Below are 14,580 nucleotides of genomic sequence, written 5' to 3'. Positions count from 1 at the left end.
CGTCTTTGCGAGAGAAATGTTTTTCATTCCCTTCGTGTTCTTCGTGAGCTTCGTGGTTGGAGACGCCTATCAGGGTTTCCGCCGATTCCGATCCAGGGTGATGAAGGCGTAGGGGTAGGGGTTTTTCTCGTCAGGGGCGTGTTCCTCGCGGTGCACTTCCTTCCATTCCGGTCCGATCTCCGGGAACCAGGTGTCGCCCTCGAAGGCGTGGTCGATGCGCGTGAGGTAGATCCGGTCGGCCCGCTGCAGGGCGTCCTTGTACAGCTTCGCGCCGCCGATCACGAAAAGCTCCGACGCCTCCCCCGCCGCGCGCAGGGCCTCATCGATGGAATGCACCACGATCGCTCCTTCGGCCCGGTAATCCGGATCGCGGGTGATGACGATGCTGGTGCGCCCGGGAAGCGGCCGGCCAATGGACTCCCAGGTCTTGCGCCCCATGAGCATGGGCGCGCCCATGGTGGTGCGCTTGAAAAACGCCAGGTCCGCCGGCAGGTGCCACGGCAACTGGTTGTTCCGGCCGATGAGGTTGTTACGGTCGACGGCGACGATGAGGGAGAGTTTCATTGTGTAAAGGTACAAGGGCCAAGGTACAAGGGTAAAAGGGCTGGTCCCCTTGCACCTTGGCCCTCGTACTTTGTACCTGCTTTCATATCGCTACCGGTGCCTTGATATGCGGATGGGCCTGGTAGTTCTCCAGCCTGAAGTCCTCGAACTTGAAGTCGAATAGGGACTTCACCTCGGGGTTCAGATGCATCTTCGGCAATGGGTAGGGTTCGCGGCTGAGCTGCTCCCGCGCCTGGTCCACGTGATTGGAATACAGATGCACGTCGCCGAAGGTGTGCACGAAATCGCCGGGGTCGAGATCCGTGACCTGGGCCACCATGAGCGTGAGCAGGGCGTAGGAGGCGATGTTGAAGGGCACGCCCAGGAACACGTCGGCGCTGCGCTGGTAGAGCTGGCAGGAGAGTCTGCCTTCGGCCACGTAGAACTGGAAGAAGGTGTGGCAGGGGGCGAGCGCCATGCGGCCGGCGCGCGCATTCTCCTGAGGCGGGATGCCCTCGTCCGGCAGGTCGGCCACGTTCCAGGCGCTGACGATCAGGCGCCGCGAATCGGGGCGTGTGCGTATTTGCTCCACCACCTGGCTGATCTGGTCCACATGGCGTCCGTCCGGCGTCGGCCAGGCGCGCCACTGCCTGCCGTAGACAGGGCCCAGTTCGCCCTCCTCGGTGGCCCACTCATCCCAGATGCGCACGCCGTGCTCCTTCAGGTAGGCGATGTTGGTCTCGCCGCGCAGGAACCACAGCAGTTCGTGGATGATGGACTTGAGATGCACTTTCTTGGTGGTCACCAGGGGGAAGCCCTGCGACAGGTCGAAACGCATCTGGTGACCGAACAGGGAGCGGGTGCCTGTGCCGGTACGGTCAGACTTCTCCGTGCCGTGTTCCAGCAGCAGGCGCATGAGATCGAGGTACTGTTTCATGAGGGCAGGTACAAGGGTAAAGGTACAAGGGGCAAGGGTCCTGTAAGGCGGCCACGGGCCGCCCTATGTGGGGCGGCGATAAGCCCAGACCATGATAGCGGCTCCGGCGAGTACCATGGGGACCGTCAGCACCTGCCCCATGGTCAGCCAGCCGAAGGCGATGTAGCCGATGTGCGCATCGGGCTCACGCACGAACTCCACCATGAAGCGGAAGACGCCATAGCCCACCAGAAACAGGCCCGAAATGGCCCCCACAGGGCGCGGCTGACGGGCGAACAGCCACAGGATCAGGAACAGGGCCAGACCTTCCAGGGCCGCCTGATAAAGCTGGGACGGGTGGCGCGGCAGCATGTCGGCGGCCGGGAAGACCATGGCCCAGGGGACATCCGTGGGCTTGCCCCACAGTTCGCCGTTGATCCAGTTGCCGATGCGCCCGGCGCCGAGCCCGATACAGGTCAGGGGTGCGATGAAGTCCGTGATCCGGAAGAAGCCCACGCCGAGCCGGCGCCCGTACAGCCAGGAGGCCGCCAGGGCGCCTATCAGCCCGCCGTGAAAGCTCATTCCGCCTTCCCAGATGCGTATTAGCATCAGCGGGTTAGAGAGGAAGTCGGCGAAATTGTAGAACAGCGCGTAGCCCAGGCGTCCGCCGATGATGATGCCGATCACCCCGTAGAACAGCATGTCGCCCACCTGGTCGGGCTTGACGGCGCTCCAGGGCTTGCGGGCGTGGATGCGCCCAACCCACCAGAACCCGGCGAAGCCCACCAGGTACATGAGCCCGTACCAGTGGATGCTGAGGGGGCCGATGCTGATGGCGATGGGGTCGATGAAGGGGTGCGTGGGATACACGGGGAAACCGAAGTTGAATGTTCAAGATTCAAGATTCAAGGTGAGGCCAGAGAATACCCCAAACCACCCCTTTGAATCTTGAATCTTGAATCCTTACTCATCCCTGCATCGCCCGGCACAGCACCGCCTTCAGGTACGCGGTCTCCGGCATGGCCGGGTGAACGGGGTGGTCCGGGGCCTGGCCGCCGCGGGCGAGGATCTGGAGATTGCGGTCAACGTGGCGGGCGGCGCCGTGGATCTGCGCCTCGAGCGATCCGGCCTCCATGTGCTGAGAACACGAACAGGCGATCAGGATGCCGTCCTTCGCCATCACCTGCAGGGCCATCTGGTTCAGGCGCCGGTAGGCGGCGGTGCCTTCCTTGACGTCCTTGCGGCGCTTGATGAAGGCGGGCGGGTCGGTGATCACCACGTCGAAGCGGGCCTGGTCCTCGCGCAGTTGCCTGAGCACCTCGAAGACATCACCCTTCACGCCGCTCACCCGATCGGACACGCCGTTGGCCTGCGCGTTGGCGGCCACGCCGTCCAGGGCATCGCCGGAGGCATCCACGCAGGTCACCGCCTCCGCGCCGTTGAGTGCCGCCTGCACGCCCCAGGCACCCACGTAGCTGAACAGATCCAGCACGCGCATGCCTTTGGAGATCCGGGCGAGCCAGGCCCGGTTGTCCCGCTGGTCGAAGAACCAGCCGGTCTTCTGACCGGAGTGCAGGGGCGCGTGGAAGCGGGCGCCGTGCTCCGATACGATGACGTGCTCGGGCACCTCGCCCAGGGCGGGCCTGACGTACAGGTCCAGCCCCTCCAGTTCCCGCACCGGGCTGTCGTTGCGCCAGAGCACCGCCTTCGGGTGCACCACCTTGGACAGTGCTTCCAGGATCGCATCCTGCATGACTTCCATGCCCGCGGTGGTGACCTGCGCCGCCAGCACGTCGCCGTAGCGATCCACCACCAGCCCGGGCAGGCCGTCGCTCTCGGCGTAGGCGAGACGGTAGAAGGGCTCGGGAAACAGCCGCTCGCGCAGCGACAGGGCCACTTTCAGCCGATGCACCAGCAGGGAGGCGCTGAAGGGGTGTGCCTTGTCCCGGCTCATCAGGCGCGCACAGATGAGCGATCGGGGGTTGGCATAGCCGGTGCCGATGGCCTTGCCGCGATGGTCCTCGATCAGCACCGGCTGGCCCGGCGCCAGATCCCGGATGGGCGTGGCGGCGGTGTCCACCTCGTTGCTGAACACCCAGGCATGCCCGGCCAGCAGACGCCGCTCCTCGTGCTTCTTCAGGCGCAGGGGGGTGTAGTCGAGGCTGTCCATGGGGCGGTTCCGGTACGGTGGAGCGGGTGGGCAGTATAGCGCGCCGGGCATACCCGATGGCTGTTGGGGTTACAGGACCTTGCCGGGTCGCGGGCGTATAGTTTGTTCTTCGACTTCTGCAACATCAGCCGCAGAGACGCGGAGGCGCAGAGGAATGCAATGGACAGGATTAACAGGATTTTCAAGGATGAACAGGATCGAAAGAGTTAAGGGTTTTCAAGCTCAAGTCTTTATCCTGTCAATCCAGAAATAATCCTGTTAATCCTGTCCATTATTTCTTCTTCTCTGCGCCTCCGCGTCTCTGCGGCAATCCCTCCAAACCCAAGCCCGGTGAACCACCCATGCCAGAGCAGAAAAACAATCGCCTCGCCCACGAGACCAGTCCCTACCTGCTGCAGCATGCGGACAATCCCGTAGACTGGTATCCGTGGGGAACGGAGGCACTGGAGAAGGCGAAGGCAGAGGACAAGCCGATTCTGCTGTCCATTGGCTACTCGGCGTGTCATTGGTGCCACGTGATGGCTCACGAATCCTTCGAGGACAAGGCCACGGCCGAGGTGATGAACCGGCTTTACGTGAACATCAAGGTGGACCGGGAGGAGCGGCCCGATCTGGACAAGATCTACCAGACCGCCCACTTCATGCTCAGTCAGCGCAGCGGCGGCTGGCCGCTTACCATGTTTCTCACCCCGGATCAGGTGCCGTTCTTCGGCGGGACCTATTTCCCCGACACACCGCGTCACGGTCTGCCCGCGTTCCGGGACCTGCTGGAGCGCATTGCCGGTTTCTACCACGAGCGCCGCGACGAGATCGATCGTCAGAATGAATCACTTCAGAGCGCGCTCTCCACACTGTTTTCGCCCCGCGGCCAGGATGCGCCGAGCAGTGCCGTGCTGGATACGGTGCGGGCGCAGATCGCTCAGCAGTTCGACGCGCGGGACGGCGGCTTCGGAACGCCCCCCAAATTCCCTCATCCGACAACCCTGGAGCGGCTGTTGCGCCACCACGCACACACGGACGATGACAAGGCCCGTTACATGGCCTGCTTCACCCTGGAGAAGATGGCGCGCGGGGGCCTTCATGACCAGCTGGCCGGCGGGTTCTGCCGTTACTCGGTGGACGGCCAGTGGATGATCCCCCACTTCGAGAAGATGCTCTACGACAACGGGCCGCTGCTGGCCCTCTACGCACAGGCATACGCCGCCACCGGCGATGCGTATTTCGCGCGGGTGGCCGAACGCACGGCGCACTGGGCAGTGGAGACCATGCAATCGGACGAGGGCGGCTTTTACTCTGCGCTGGATGCCGACTCCGAGGGCGAGGAGGGGCGTTACTACGTCTGGGATGCCCAGGAAGTGCGCGACCTGCTGGCGCCCGAACTCTATCCGGTGTTCGCCCGCGTCTACGGCCTGGACCGCCCGCCCAACTTCGAGGGCAAGTGGCATCTGCACACCTTCGTGACCCCCGATGAACTGGCCGGTGAGACGCAGACTGACCCTGCCACCGTGGAGGCGATGCTTGAGGCCGCGCGTGAGCCGCTCCTGGCGGTGCGCGGCAAGCGCGTTCCGCCGGGGCTGGACGACAAGATTCTGACCAGCTGGAACGCGCTCATGATCCGCGGGCTTGCCGTGGCGGCACGGCACCTGGGTGGGCCCGACTGGGCCGCGGCGGCGACCCGGGCGCTGGATTTCATCCGGCAGCACCTGTGGCGCGACGGGCGCCTGCTGGCCGCGTACAAGAACGGCACGGCTCGCCTGCCCGCCTACCTGGACGATCATGCCTACCTGCTGGACGCCATCCTTGAACTTCTGCAGGTGCGTTGGCGCAGTGCAGACCTCACCTTTGCCAGGGAGATCGCGGAGATCCTGTTGGCACACTTCGAGGACCACGAGGAGGGCGGGTTCTATTTCACGGCCGACGACCACGAATCCCTTATTCAGCGCCCCAAGACCTTTGCCGACGAGTCCATGCCCTCGGGCAACGGCGTGGCCGCGTTGGCCCTCGGGCGGCTTGGCCACCTGCTGGGCGAGCCCCGCTACCTGGAGGCCGCCGAGCGCACGGTGCGCCTGGCCGCCGGGCTCATGGATCAGGCGCCGATGGCGCACACCAGCCTGATCACCGCCTTCGAGGAGCAGCTTTATCTGCCGAAGCTCGTCATCCTGCGGGGCGATCCGCCGGCGATCACGTCCTGGCATGAGCGGCTGTCGGTAGACTACGCCCCGCGGCGGCTTGTGTTTGCGATCCCGGCCGACGCACCGGATCTCCCCGAGGCCCTGGCCGCCAAGGCGCCCAAGGGCGAGGCGGTGGCCTACGTGTGCACCGGCACCACCTGCAGTGCGCCGGTGACGGATCCGGATGCGTTGCTGGAACAGTTGGGATAAAGGCTGCTTGCCACAGAGGGCACAGAGGTCGCAGTTCTTGTAGGTTGGACTGAGCGCAGCGAAGTCCAACATGACGGTGCCAGGGATCGACCCGTTGGGGTTCGTTCCTCACCCCAACCTACGGTTCGTCTTTTTCCCTCTGTGACCTTTGTGCCCTCTGTGGCTAAGAATCCTGTCTCCGTTCGGCCGCTTTCGGCTCATCCTAGGCTGGAGGCTCGTAAGGCGCATCATTAACCCCGTCCACGTCAGACGGTGCCAGGGATCGTCCCGTCGGGGTTCGTTCATCACTCCAACCTACGGTTCGTCTTTTTTCTCTGTGACCTCTGTGACCTCTGTGTCCTCTGTGGCTAAGAATCCTGTCTCTATTCAGCAGCCGGCACATCATCGGAAGGGGCTGGCGGATGCGCTTCGCTTGTCCGCCCTGCATGGCTGAGGCGCATCAATACCCCCGTCAACACCAGCGGCTAGACTCTCACGTATGTCCTTCATATCCCGCAACCGTTCGGCCCTGATCATCGCCGGTGTCGCGCTGCTGCTGGGCCTGTGGATCCTGAGCGGCGTGCTCACCCGCGAGCCGCCCAGGATCAACGAGCGTGCCGAGGCACAGCCCATGACCGTGGCGGTGATGCGCAGCGCAGCGCAGCCGGTGGAACGCGTGCTGACGCTCCAGGGTGAGGTGCAGGCGGACCAGCGGGTGACGGTGCGTGCGGAGACGGCCGGACGCATTGCAGCGTTGCCCGTGGAGCTGGGTCAGCGGGTAAGCGTGGGAGAGGTGATTGCGCGCGTCAGCATGGACGATCGCGAGGCGCGTTTGCGCCGGGCCGAGGCGGCGGTCGCCGGGCGCGAGACCGATTACCGGGCGGCACAACAACTGGCCCGGGAGGGCTTTCAGGCGCAGCTTCGCGTCGAGACGGCGCTGGCCGAGCTGGAGGCGGCCCGGGCGGAACTGGAGGCGGTGCGTCTGGATATCGCCAACACGAATGTCCGTGCGCCCATCACCGGTGTGGTCAATCACCGATTCGCGGAGGTGGGGGATTTCGTCGCCCGGGGTGACCCGGTGTCCGAGGTGCTGGAGAACCATCCGCTGCGCGCCGTGGTGCAGGTGCCCCAGCACAATGTGCACCGGGTGCGCGTGGACGGCCCGGCCCATGTGAGTTTCGTGGACGGCAGCGAGCACACCGGCACCGTGCGCTACATCTCCGCCCGGGCGGACACCACCACACGCACCTTCCGGGTGGAAATCACCGTGCCCAACGAGGACCGTACGCTGCCCTCGGGGGTGAGTGTGCAGGTGCGCATCCCGGTGGAGCAGGTGCTCGCCCAGCGCATCTCGCCCGCCCTGATCAGCCTGGACGACCGCGGGCGTCTGGGGGTGAAGACCGTGGACACGGATGACCGGGTGGCCTTTCACCAGGTGGACGTGGTGCGCGCCGACGCCGAAGGCGTCTGGGTGACGGGCCTGCCGGACGATGCGCGCATCATCACCATCGGTCAGGGTTTCGTGAACGCGGGCGAGCCCGTGCGGGTGGTGGAGGAAGGCGCAGGGTCATGAACGTACTGATCCAGGCGGCCCTGGACCGCAGCCGCACGGTCCTCCTCCTGTTACTGATGATCCTCACCGCCGGCGGCATGGCCTATGTCTCCATCCCCAAGGAGGCGGCGCCGGACATCGATATCCCCATCTTCTTCGTCTCGGTGACGTACTCGGGTATTTCGCCCGAGGACAGCGAGCGTCTGCTGGTGCGTCCGCTGGAGCGCGAACTTCTGCCCCTGGCGGGGCTCAAGGAACTGCAGGCCCGGGCGGGCGAGGGTTTCGCGCTCATCCGCCTGGACTTTGAGCCGGGTTACGACAACCGCCAGGCGCTGGCCGATGTGCGCGAGCAGGTGGATCTGGTGCGTGGTCAGCTGCCGCCGGGTACCGACGAACCGCAGGTGGTCGAAGTGGATCTGTCCATGTTCCCGGTGCTGACCACCACGCTCTCGGGGCCGGTGCCGGAACGTACCCTGGTGCGCATCGCCCGGGATCTGCGCGACCGGCTGGAGGCCCTGCCCGGCGTACTGGAGGTGAACATCGGCGGTGATCGGGAGGACGTGCTGGAGGTGATGGCCGATCCCCTGGTGATGGAGACTTACCGCATCCCCTACCAGCAGCTCATCGAGGCCATTGAGCGCAACAATCGCCTGGTGGCGGCCGGCGCCATGGATACGGGCGCGGGCCGCGTCACGCTCAAGGTACCGGGGGTCATCGAATCCCTGGAGGATGTGCTCGATCTGCCGGTGATGGTCGATGCCGGCACGGTGGTCACCTTCGGTGATGTGGCCACCGGAAGGCGCACCTTCAAGGATCCGGAAGGTTTCGCGCGCATCAACGGCCAGCCGGCGGTATCGCTGGAAATCCGCAAGCGGGCCGGCGCCAATATCATTCACACCGTCGACGACGCGCTCGCCGTCATCGAGGCGGCCCGGGCCGACTGGCCCGAGGCGCTGCGGGTGGATCACCTGCAGAACATGGCGGACGACATCGCCGATCTCCTCGGGGATCTGGAGAACAACGTCATCCTGGCCATCGTGCTGGTGATGCTCACCATCGTCGCTGCGCTCGGGGGGCGTTCCTCCTGGCTGGTGGGGCTGGCCATCCCCGGCGCGTTCCTGGGGGGGATACTGGTCATCTATCTCCTGGGTTTTACGCTCAACATCGTGGTGCTGTTCTCGCTCATCCTGGTGGTGGGCATCCTGGTGGACGGCGCCATCGTGGTGGTGGAACAGGCGGACCGTTATCTTGCCGAGGGCATGGACCGGCGCGAGGCGTTCGGGGGCGCGGCGGTGCGCATGTCCTGGCCCATCATTGCCTCCACGCTCACCACGCTGGCGGTGTTCTTTCCCATGTTGTTCTGGCCCGGCATGGTGGGGGAGTTCATGTTCTTTCTGCCCGCCACCGTGCTGGTGACCCTCACCGCGTCCCTGCTCATGGCGCTGATCTTCATCCCCACCCTGGGCAGCCTGGTGGGGGCCCGGGACGCCAGCCGGCCGGCGCAGGTGGCGCGCATTCAGGCGGCGGAGCGCGGCGATTTCGAGCATATCGATGGCTTCACCGCCCGTTACGTGCGCCTTCTGCGCGTTCTGGTGAATCGTCCGGGACAGACCTTCTCCGTGGCGGCCATCCTGGTGGTGGCCGCCTATGCCGTCTACGGCCAGTTCGGCCGCGGCGTGGACTTCTTCCCCCACGTGGAGCCGCGCTTCGCCCAGGTGCAGATCCAGGCCCGGGGCGACCTCTCCGTGTGGGAGGCGGACGCCCTGGTGCGCCGGGTGGAGCAGCGGCTGCTGGACGTGCCGGAGATCCAGACCGTCTATGCGCGCACCATCGGCACGCCCCGGGAACGGCTGATTGCGGACTACGCCGAGGACGTGATCGGCGTGATCCAGCTGGAACTCATCGACTGGCGCCTGCGCCCGCCGGCCGCCGAGATCCTGTCCCGCCTGCGGGCGGAGACTGACGATCTGCCCGGCGTGATCCTGCAGTTCAGGGAGCAGGAGCGCGGACCCCGGGAGGGCAAGCCCATCCAGGTGGAGGTCTCGGGGCGGGACGTGTCTCAGCTTTCCGAGGCAGTGGCCCGGTTGCGTGACCACATGGACCGCCTGGGCGGTTTCGTGGATGTGGAAGATGATCGTTCCCTGCCGGGCGTGGAACTGCGGGTGGAGGTGGACCACCGGGAGGCGGCGCGCTACGGCGCCGACATCGGTCTGCTGGGCAACGCGGTGCAGATGCTCACCCAGGGGATACGGCTCGGCGGCTATCGGCCCGACGACGCCGACGAGGAGGTGGACATCCGGGTGCGCTTTCCCTTCGACGAGCGCAACCTGGCGCAGCTGGTGAACCTGCGGGTGCCCACCGCCTACGGGCTGGTGCCCATCAATAACTTCGTGGACTTCCGGCCTGCGCCAAAGACCGGGATCATCAAGCGGGTGGACGGTCGGCGCAGCTTCACGGTCACCGCCGATGCTGCCGCGGGTCTTCTGGTGGACCACCAGGTGCGCCGTCTGCAGGCCGCCATTGCCGAAGACGGACTGCCGGAGGGCGTGGAAATCCGTTTCCGGGGGCAGGCCGAGGAGCAGGCCGAGGCCCTCGGCTTTCTGGAACTGGCCTTCGTGCTGGCCGTGTTCCTGATGTTCGTGATCCTGGTGACCCAGTTCAACAGCCTCTACCAGGCGGTGCTGGTGCTATCCGCCATCGTGTTCTCCACCGCGGGTGTGCTGCTGGGTCTCATTCTGCGACAGGAACCCTTCGGCATCGTCATGAGCGGGGTGGGAGTGATCGCGCTGGCCGGCATTGTGGTGAACAACAATATCGTGTTGATCGACACCTACAACGTGCTGCGCCGCCAGGGGCTGGATCGCGTCGAGGCGGCATTGCGCACCGGCGCCCAGCGCCTGCGCCCGGTGCTGCTCACCAGCATCACCACCATCCTGGGCCTACTGCCCATGGTCCTGGGGCTCACCGTGGACTTCACGGGCCGGGATTTCAGTATCGGCGCGCCCTCGACCCAGTACTGGGTGCAGCTGGCCACAGCCATTTCCGGCGGCCTGCTTGTGGCCACGCCGCTGACCCTGCTGGTGACGCCGGTCATGCTGGCCTGGGGGGACAGGCGCCCTTAACAGGCTGTTGAAAAACTCTCGGGCGGCGCCATGCTGCGTTGGAAAGCGGCTCAAAATGCTCATGTACTTGCATGTACACTGCGCTTTTTCGCCGCTTTCCGCCTTGCCTGGCATCCACCGGAGGCTTCTTCAACAGCCTGTTAACCCGGATATTGCACCAAGGCGGCCGGCGGATTTGTGTAACCTTCTGATATCGCGCCATAAATTAGCGCATCTGGTCGCAAAGCCGCGGTAACAGTTTGTACACCGCCGCCGGCCTATCGCGATGCTTGCGGCCTCTGGGCCTGTCTCGCTTGCCTGTGGGTCGGGCTTTAGCCCGATGGGCGATGCCTGGCCAGCCGCGTCTGTCGCCCTGAAGGGCGACCTACAGATACGCTTCTCCTTCCAGAGACGGCGCGAGACAGGCCCAGAGACCACAATCATTCGCGATCCTTGGTGCAATATCCGGGTTAATCGCTCCGATAGTGTGAAGCTATCGTCCTATTCGACAATATCAATCCACGTATCCTGTCGTGAGCGTCTATATTGGTTGGGGTCACGGTGTTCGCCGAAAGCTGCGGCAAGGAGCCTGTATGTCCGTTTCCCGGCAAGATTTTCGGAATGACCGGCAATCGGATCAGCTGAAATCAGGTCACGGCCATGCCATGCCCGTTGACGTGGAGGCCGGTCGCGGCGCGCTGGCCGCCATGGTCAAGTTGCTGTCCAGGGCGGATGTGCGCGTCAATGGCGACCGCCCGTGGGACATCATCCTGCATGATGAGAGTGTCCCGGAGCGGGTGCTGGCCCAGGGCAGCCTCGGACTGGGCGAGGCCTATATGGACGGGCACTGGAGTGCGGAACGCCTGGATGAGTTCTTCACGCGCGTGCTGTCGGCGGATCTCGATCGGGAGGTGGCCCGCTCGATGCGTCTGGCTCTGCATTACCTGCGCCACCGTTTCCTGAACCTGCAGAACATGCGCCGTGCCTGGCAGGTGGGAGAGGCTCACTACGACCTGGGCAACACCTTCTACGAGAAGATGCTCGATCGCCGCATGACCTACACCTGCGGCTACTGGGAGCACGCGTCCAGTCTGGACGAGGCGCAGGAAGCGAAGCTGGACATGATCTGCCGCAAGCTGGGTCTCAGGCCCGGCCAGCGCGTACTGGATATCGGCTGCGGCTGGGGCAGCTTCATGCAGTTCGCCGCCGAGCACTACGGCGTAGAGTGCGTGGGCGTCACCATCTCCAAGGCACAGGCGGAGTACGGACGTGCCCGTTGCGAGGGTCTGCCGGTGGAGTTCCGGCTGGTGGATTACCGCGAGGTGGAAGAGGCCTTTGATCACGTGGTCAGCGTCGGCATGTTCGAACACGTGGGGCACCGCAATCACAGGGCGTTTTTCGAGGTGGCGCGCCGTTGTCTCAAGGAGGGCGGCCTGTGCCTGCTGCACACCATCGGCAAGCTGCGCCGCGGCAGTACGCCGGACCCGTGGATCGACCGCTATATCTTTCCCAACGGGGACCTGCCCTCACTGGGCCAGATCTCGGAGGCAGTGGAGGATCTCTTCGTCATCGAGGACGTGCACAACTTCGGCGCGGACTACGACAGGACGCTCATGGCCTGGAACGCCAACTTCCAGGCCGCGTGGCCGGAGCTGTCAAAGACGCATGACGAACGCTTCAAACGCATGTGGGAGTACTACCTGCACGCCTGCGCCGGCGCCTTCCGCGCCCGCAAGACCCAGGTCTGGCAGCTTGTCCTGAGCCCCAACGGCGTGCCCGGCGGCTACCGTCGGCCGATTTGATTTCCAGATTTCTAACCACGAAGCACACGAAGGGCACGAAGAAAAGACAAAGACAGATTCCTCTCGCAAAGCCGCGAAGCACGCAAAGGAAAAATCTTTCTGAAGAAAAATGATCTTCAGGAATTCTTCGCGGGCTTCGCGGCTTTGCGAGAGTCCGGTTTTTTACGTCCCTCGAAGCTACCGAAGGCAAATTCAACGACCGGCCCAAAAGGGGCGTCAGCGCCGACAGTCCGAGTTTCCTTCGTGCCCTTCGTGTGCTTCGTGGTAAGACGCCTTTTCCTCCTACCTGCGTTTGAGGAACCGGATCCAGCCTTCGCGGTTGACCGGGCGGGTGCTCCAGTTGAACTCGATGGAGAGCATGCGGATGGCGAAGGTGATCAGCACGGTGAGCCAGCCGGCGAGCGCAACGGCCAGGCCCAGCCACTGGGTCATGGCCATGTAGCAGGCGCAGCCGCCGAGCACGGCCAGCGCGTAGAACTGGCCCGGTCTCAGGATCAGGGGCGGATCACCGGCCAGCACATCCCGGATCACGCTGCCGCCGACCCCGTTGATGACGCCCACCAGCAGCGCTGTCGGGATGCTCAGTCCGGCGGCCAGCGAGAGCTCAATCCCCACCACCGCGAATCCGCCGATGCCGGCGGCATCGATGATGGCCACGCCGCGCCGGTTGAAAAAGGCGTGATCCCCGAACAACAGGCCCACTCCGGTGGCCACCGCGATCGCCCCCAGGTACTCCGGGTTGGTCGCGAACAGAGGCGGGCCCTGCTGCAGGAACAGCCCGTCGCGTATGAGCCCCCCGCCGGCCCCGGTGGCCAGCGCCAGGAAGAACATGCCCACGATGTCGTAGCCCTTGCGAATGGCGACAACGACCCCGGACAGCGCAAAGACGAACACGGCGCCGAGGTCGAAGTACATGGGCAGGGTGAAGGTGTCGGCGGGAGGCAGCATGGGCGATTCCTGAGGAAAATGGGCGGATTAATCCGTATGCGTTTTAGGGAATTGGGTTGATCTCGATCAAGTGGGTGACCGCAATCTGGAGCTAGTCTAAGTCCAGATTTCAAACCATGTTTTTCCATCAACCCGCAGGAGTCTCCCATGAAACTCAAGCAATCCCTGACACTGGCAGCCGGCCTCGCACTGGGCCTGTCCTTTGGCAACGCTGCCGTGGCGGATAGCCATGATATGGCACGTTACAAGGAGATGTTCGAGCCGATTCCCTCCATCGCCCCGATCCCGGCGGACAATACGCAGACCCCGGTAAAGATCGAGCTGGGCAAGATGCTGTTCTTCGAGCCGCGCATCTCGGCGAGCGGCATCATCAGCTGTGCCACCTGCCACAATCCGGCACTGGGTTTTGCCGATCGTATCCCGCTGGCGGTGGGTCATATGGGACAGGTGGGCGAGCGCAAGACCCCCACGGTGCTCAATGCCGCGCTGCTGGAGGCGCAGTTCTGGGACGGTCGTGCCGCCACCCTGGAAGAGCAGGCCCTGGGGCCCATCGAAGCGGATATCGAGATGGCCATGCCCCTGGACGAGGCCGTGCAGCGTCTGAAGGAATTCGATGTGTACCAGGAGATGTTCGCCGAGGTGTTTGGCGGTGACGACCCCATCAAGGCCGATAACGTGGCCAAGGCCCTGGCATCCTTCCAGCGCACGCTGCTGACCCCCAACTCACCGCTGGATCGCTACCTGGCCGGTGACGAGCAGGCGCTGACCGACAAGCAAAAACGCGGCATGCGTGCCTTCGTGGACCGGGGCTGCGTCGCCTGCCACCGTGGACCGGCGCTCAGCGACAGCCAGTTCCACCGCATCCAGGTTCCGGGTTCCACGGACCTCGGCCGCTACCTGGTGACCGGCGAGGAACATGACCGTCATGCATTCCGCACCCCGACCCTGCGCAACGTGGCAGTGACCTATCCCTACTTCAACAACGGGCAGGTGGCCACGCTGGACGAGGCAATCCGGGTGATGGGCCGCGAGATGCTCAATCTGGACCTGCCGGACGACGAGGTGGCCGACATGGTGGCCTTCATGCACGCACTGACGGGCGACATGCCGGAGTTTGCCTTCCCGGCCCTGCCGTAAGACAGGCCGCAGACCGGGACCCGGGGCGTCGCACGCTTCCGGTTCCCGGGT

At 64.7% G+C, this 14,580-nt stretch carries 10 protein-coding genes; 5 read left to right on the top strand and 5 right to left on the bottom strand.

Going from position 1 to position 14,580, the window contains the following annotated elements:
- Nucleotides 1-69: 69 nt before the first annotated feature.
- The 4 genes from folA to B1C78_RS08075 all read right to left on the bottom strand — a co-directional run bounded on the left by folA (nt 70) and on the right by B1C78_RS08075 (nt 3,629).
- Nucleotides 70-564 (bottom strand): type 3 dihydrofolate reductase, encoded by a 495-nt coding sequence (gene folA, locus B1C78_RS08090; RefSeq protein ID WP_077278652.1) that lies wholly within the window; start codon nt 562-564, stop codon nt 70-72.
- Between the two features lie 82 nt (nt 565-646).
- Entirely contained in the window at nt 647-1,480 is an 834-nt protein-coding gene (locus B1C78_RS08085; RefSeq protein ID WP_077278651.1) for a thymidylate synthase, read from the bottom strand.
- A gap of 63 nt (nt 1,481-1,543) precedes the next feature.
- Nucleotides 1,544-2,329 carry a prolipoprotein diacylglyceryl transferase gene (lgt, locus tag B1C78_RS08080; RefSeq protein WP_077278650.1) on the bottom strand — a complete coding sequence of 262 codons (786 nt, stop codon included), beginning with the start codon at nt 2,327-2,329 and terminating at the stop codon, nt 1,544-1,546.
- 97 nt (nt 2,330-2,426) lie between these two features.
- Entirely contained in the window at nt 2,427-3,629 is a 1,203-nt protein-coding gene (locus B1C78_RS08075) for a class I SAM-dependent rRNA methyltransferase (protein ID WP_077278649.1), read from the bottom strand.
- A 341-nt stretch (nt 3,630-3,970) separates the two neighbouring features.
- Between B1C78_RS08075 and B1C78_RS08070 the strand changes: the two genes are divergently transcribed.
- From B1C78_RS08070 to cfa, 4 genes are all read left to right on the top strand, one after another.
- The gene (locus tag B1C78_RS08070) at nt 3,971-6,010 is read left to right on the top strand and encodes a thioredoxin domain-containing protein (RefSeq protein ID WP_077278648.1); all 2,040 of its coding nucleotides are present in this window, start codon (nt 3,971-3,973) and stop codon (nt 6,008-6,010) included.
- A gap of 478 nt (nt 6,011-6,488) precedes the next feature.
- Nucleotides 6,489-7,562, top strand: coding sequence for an efflux RND transporter periplasmic adaptor subunit (locus B1C78_RS08065; RefSeq protein WP_077278647.1), 1,074 nt, complete (start codon nt 6,489-6,491; stop codon nt 7,560-7,562).
- Nucleotides 7,559-10,663, top strand: a complete 3,105-nt coding sequence (locus B1C78_RS08060; protein WP_077278646.1) for an efflux RND transporter permease subunit — start codon at nt 7,559-7,561, stop codon at nt 10,661-10,663. Before B1C78_RS08065 ends, B1C78_RS08060 begins: the two co-directional genes overlap by 4 nt.
- Nucleotides 10,664-11,307: 644 nt before the next feature.
- Complete coding sequence (gene cfa / locus B1C78_RS08055) at nt 11,308-12,444, top strand: cyclopropane fatty acyl phospholipid synthase (protein WP_077278691.1); 1,137 nt, start codon at nt 11,308-11,310, stop codon at nt 12,442-12,444.
- Between the two features lie 282 nt (nt 12,445-12,726).
- Here the strand turns inward: cfa and B1C78_RS08050 are convergent, their stop codons facing one another.
- The gene (locus B1C78_RS08050) at nt 12,727-13,392 is read right to left on the bottom strand and encodes a trimeric intracellular cation channel family protein (protein WP_077278645.1); all 666 of its coding nucleotides are present in this window, start codon (nt 13,390-13,392) and stop codon (nt 12,727-12,729) included.
- A 147-nt stretch (nt 13,393-13,539) separates the two neighbouring features.
- Here B1C78_RS08050 and B1C78_RS08045 point away from each other — a divergent pair, with 147 nt between their 5' ends.
- Entirely contained in the window at nt 13,540-14,529 is a 990-nt protein-coding gene (locus B1C78_RS08045) for a cytochrome-c peroxidase (protein ID WP_245795366.1), read from the top strand.
- Nucleotides 14,530-14,580: the final 51 nt, after the last annotated feature.

This window comes from Thioalkalivibrio denitrificans (genome assembly GCF_002000365.1).
Classification (GTDB): domain Bacteria; phylum Pseudomonadota; class Gammaproteobacteria; order Ectothiorhodospirales; family Ectothiorhodospiraceae; genus Thioalkalivibrio_A; species Thioalkalivibrio_A denitrificans.
Note: the sequence above shows the minus strand (reverse complement) of the source record. Positions and strands in the feature narration are given on the sequence as shown.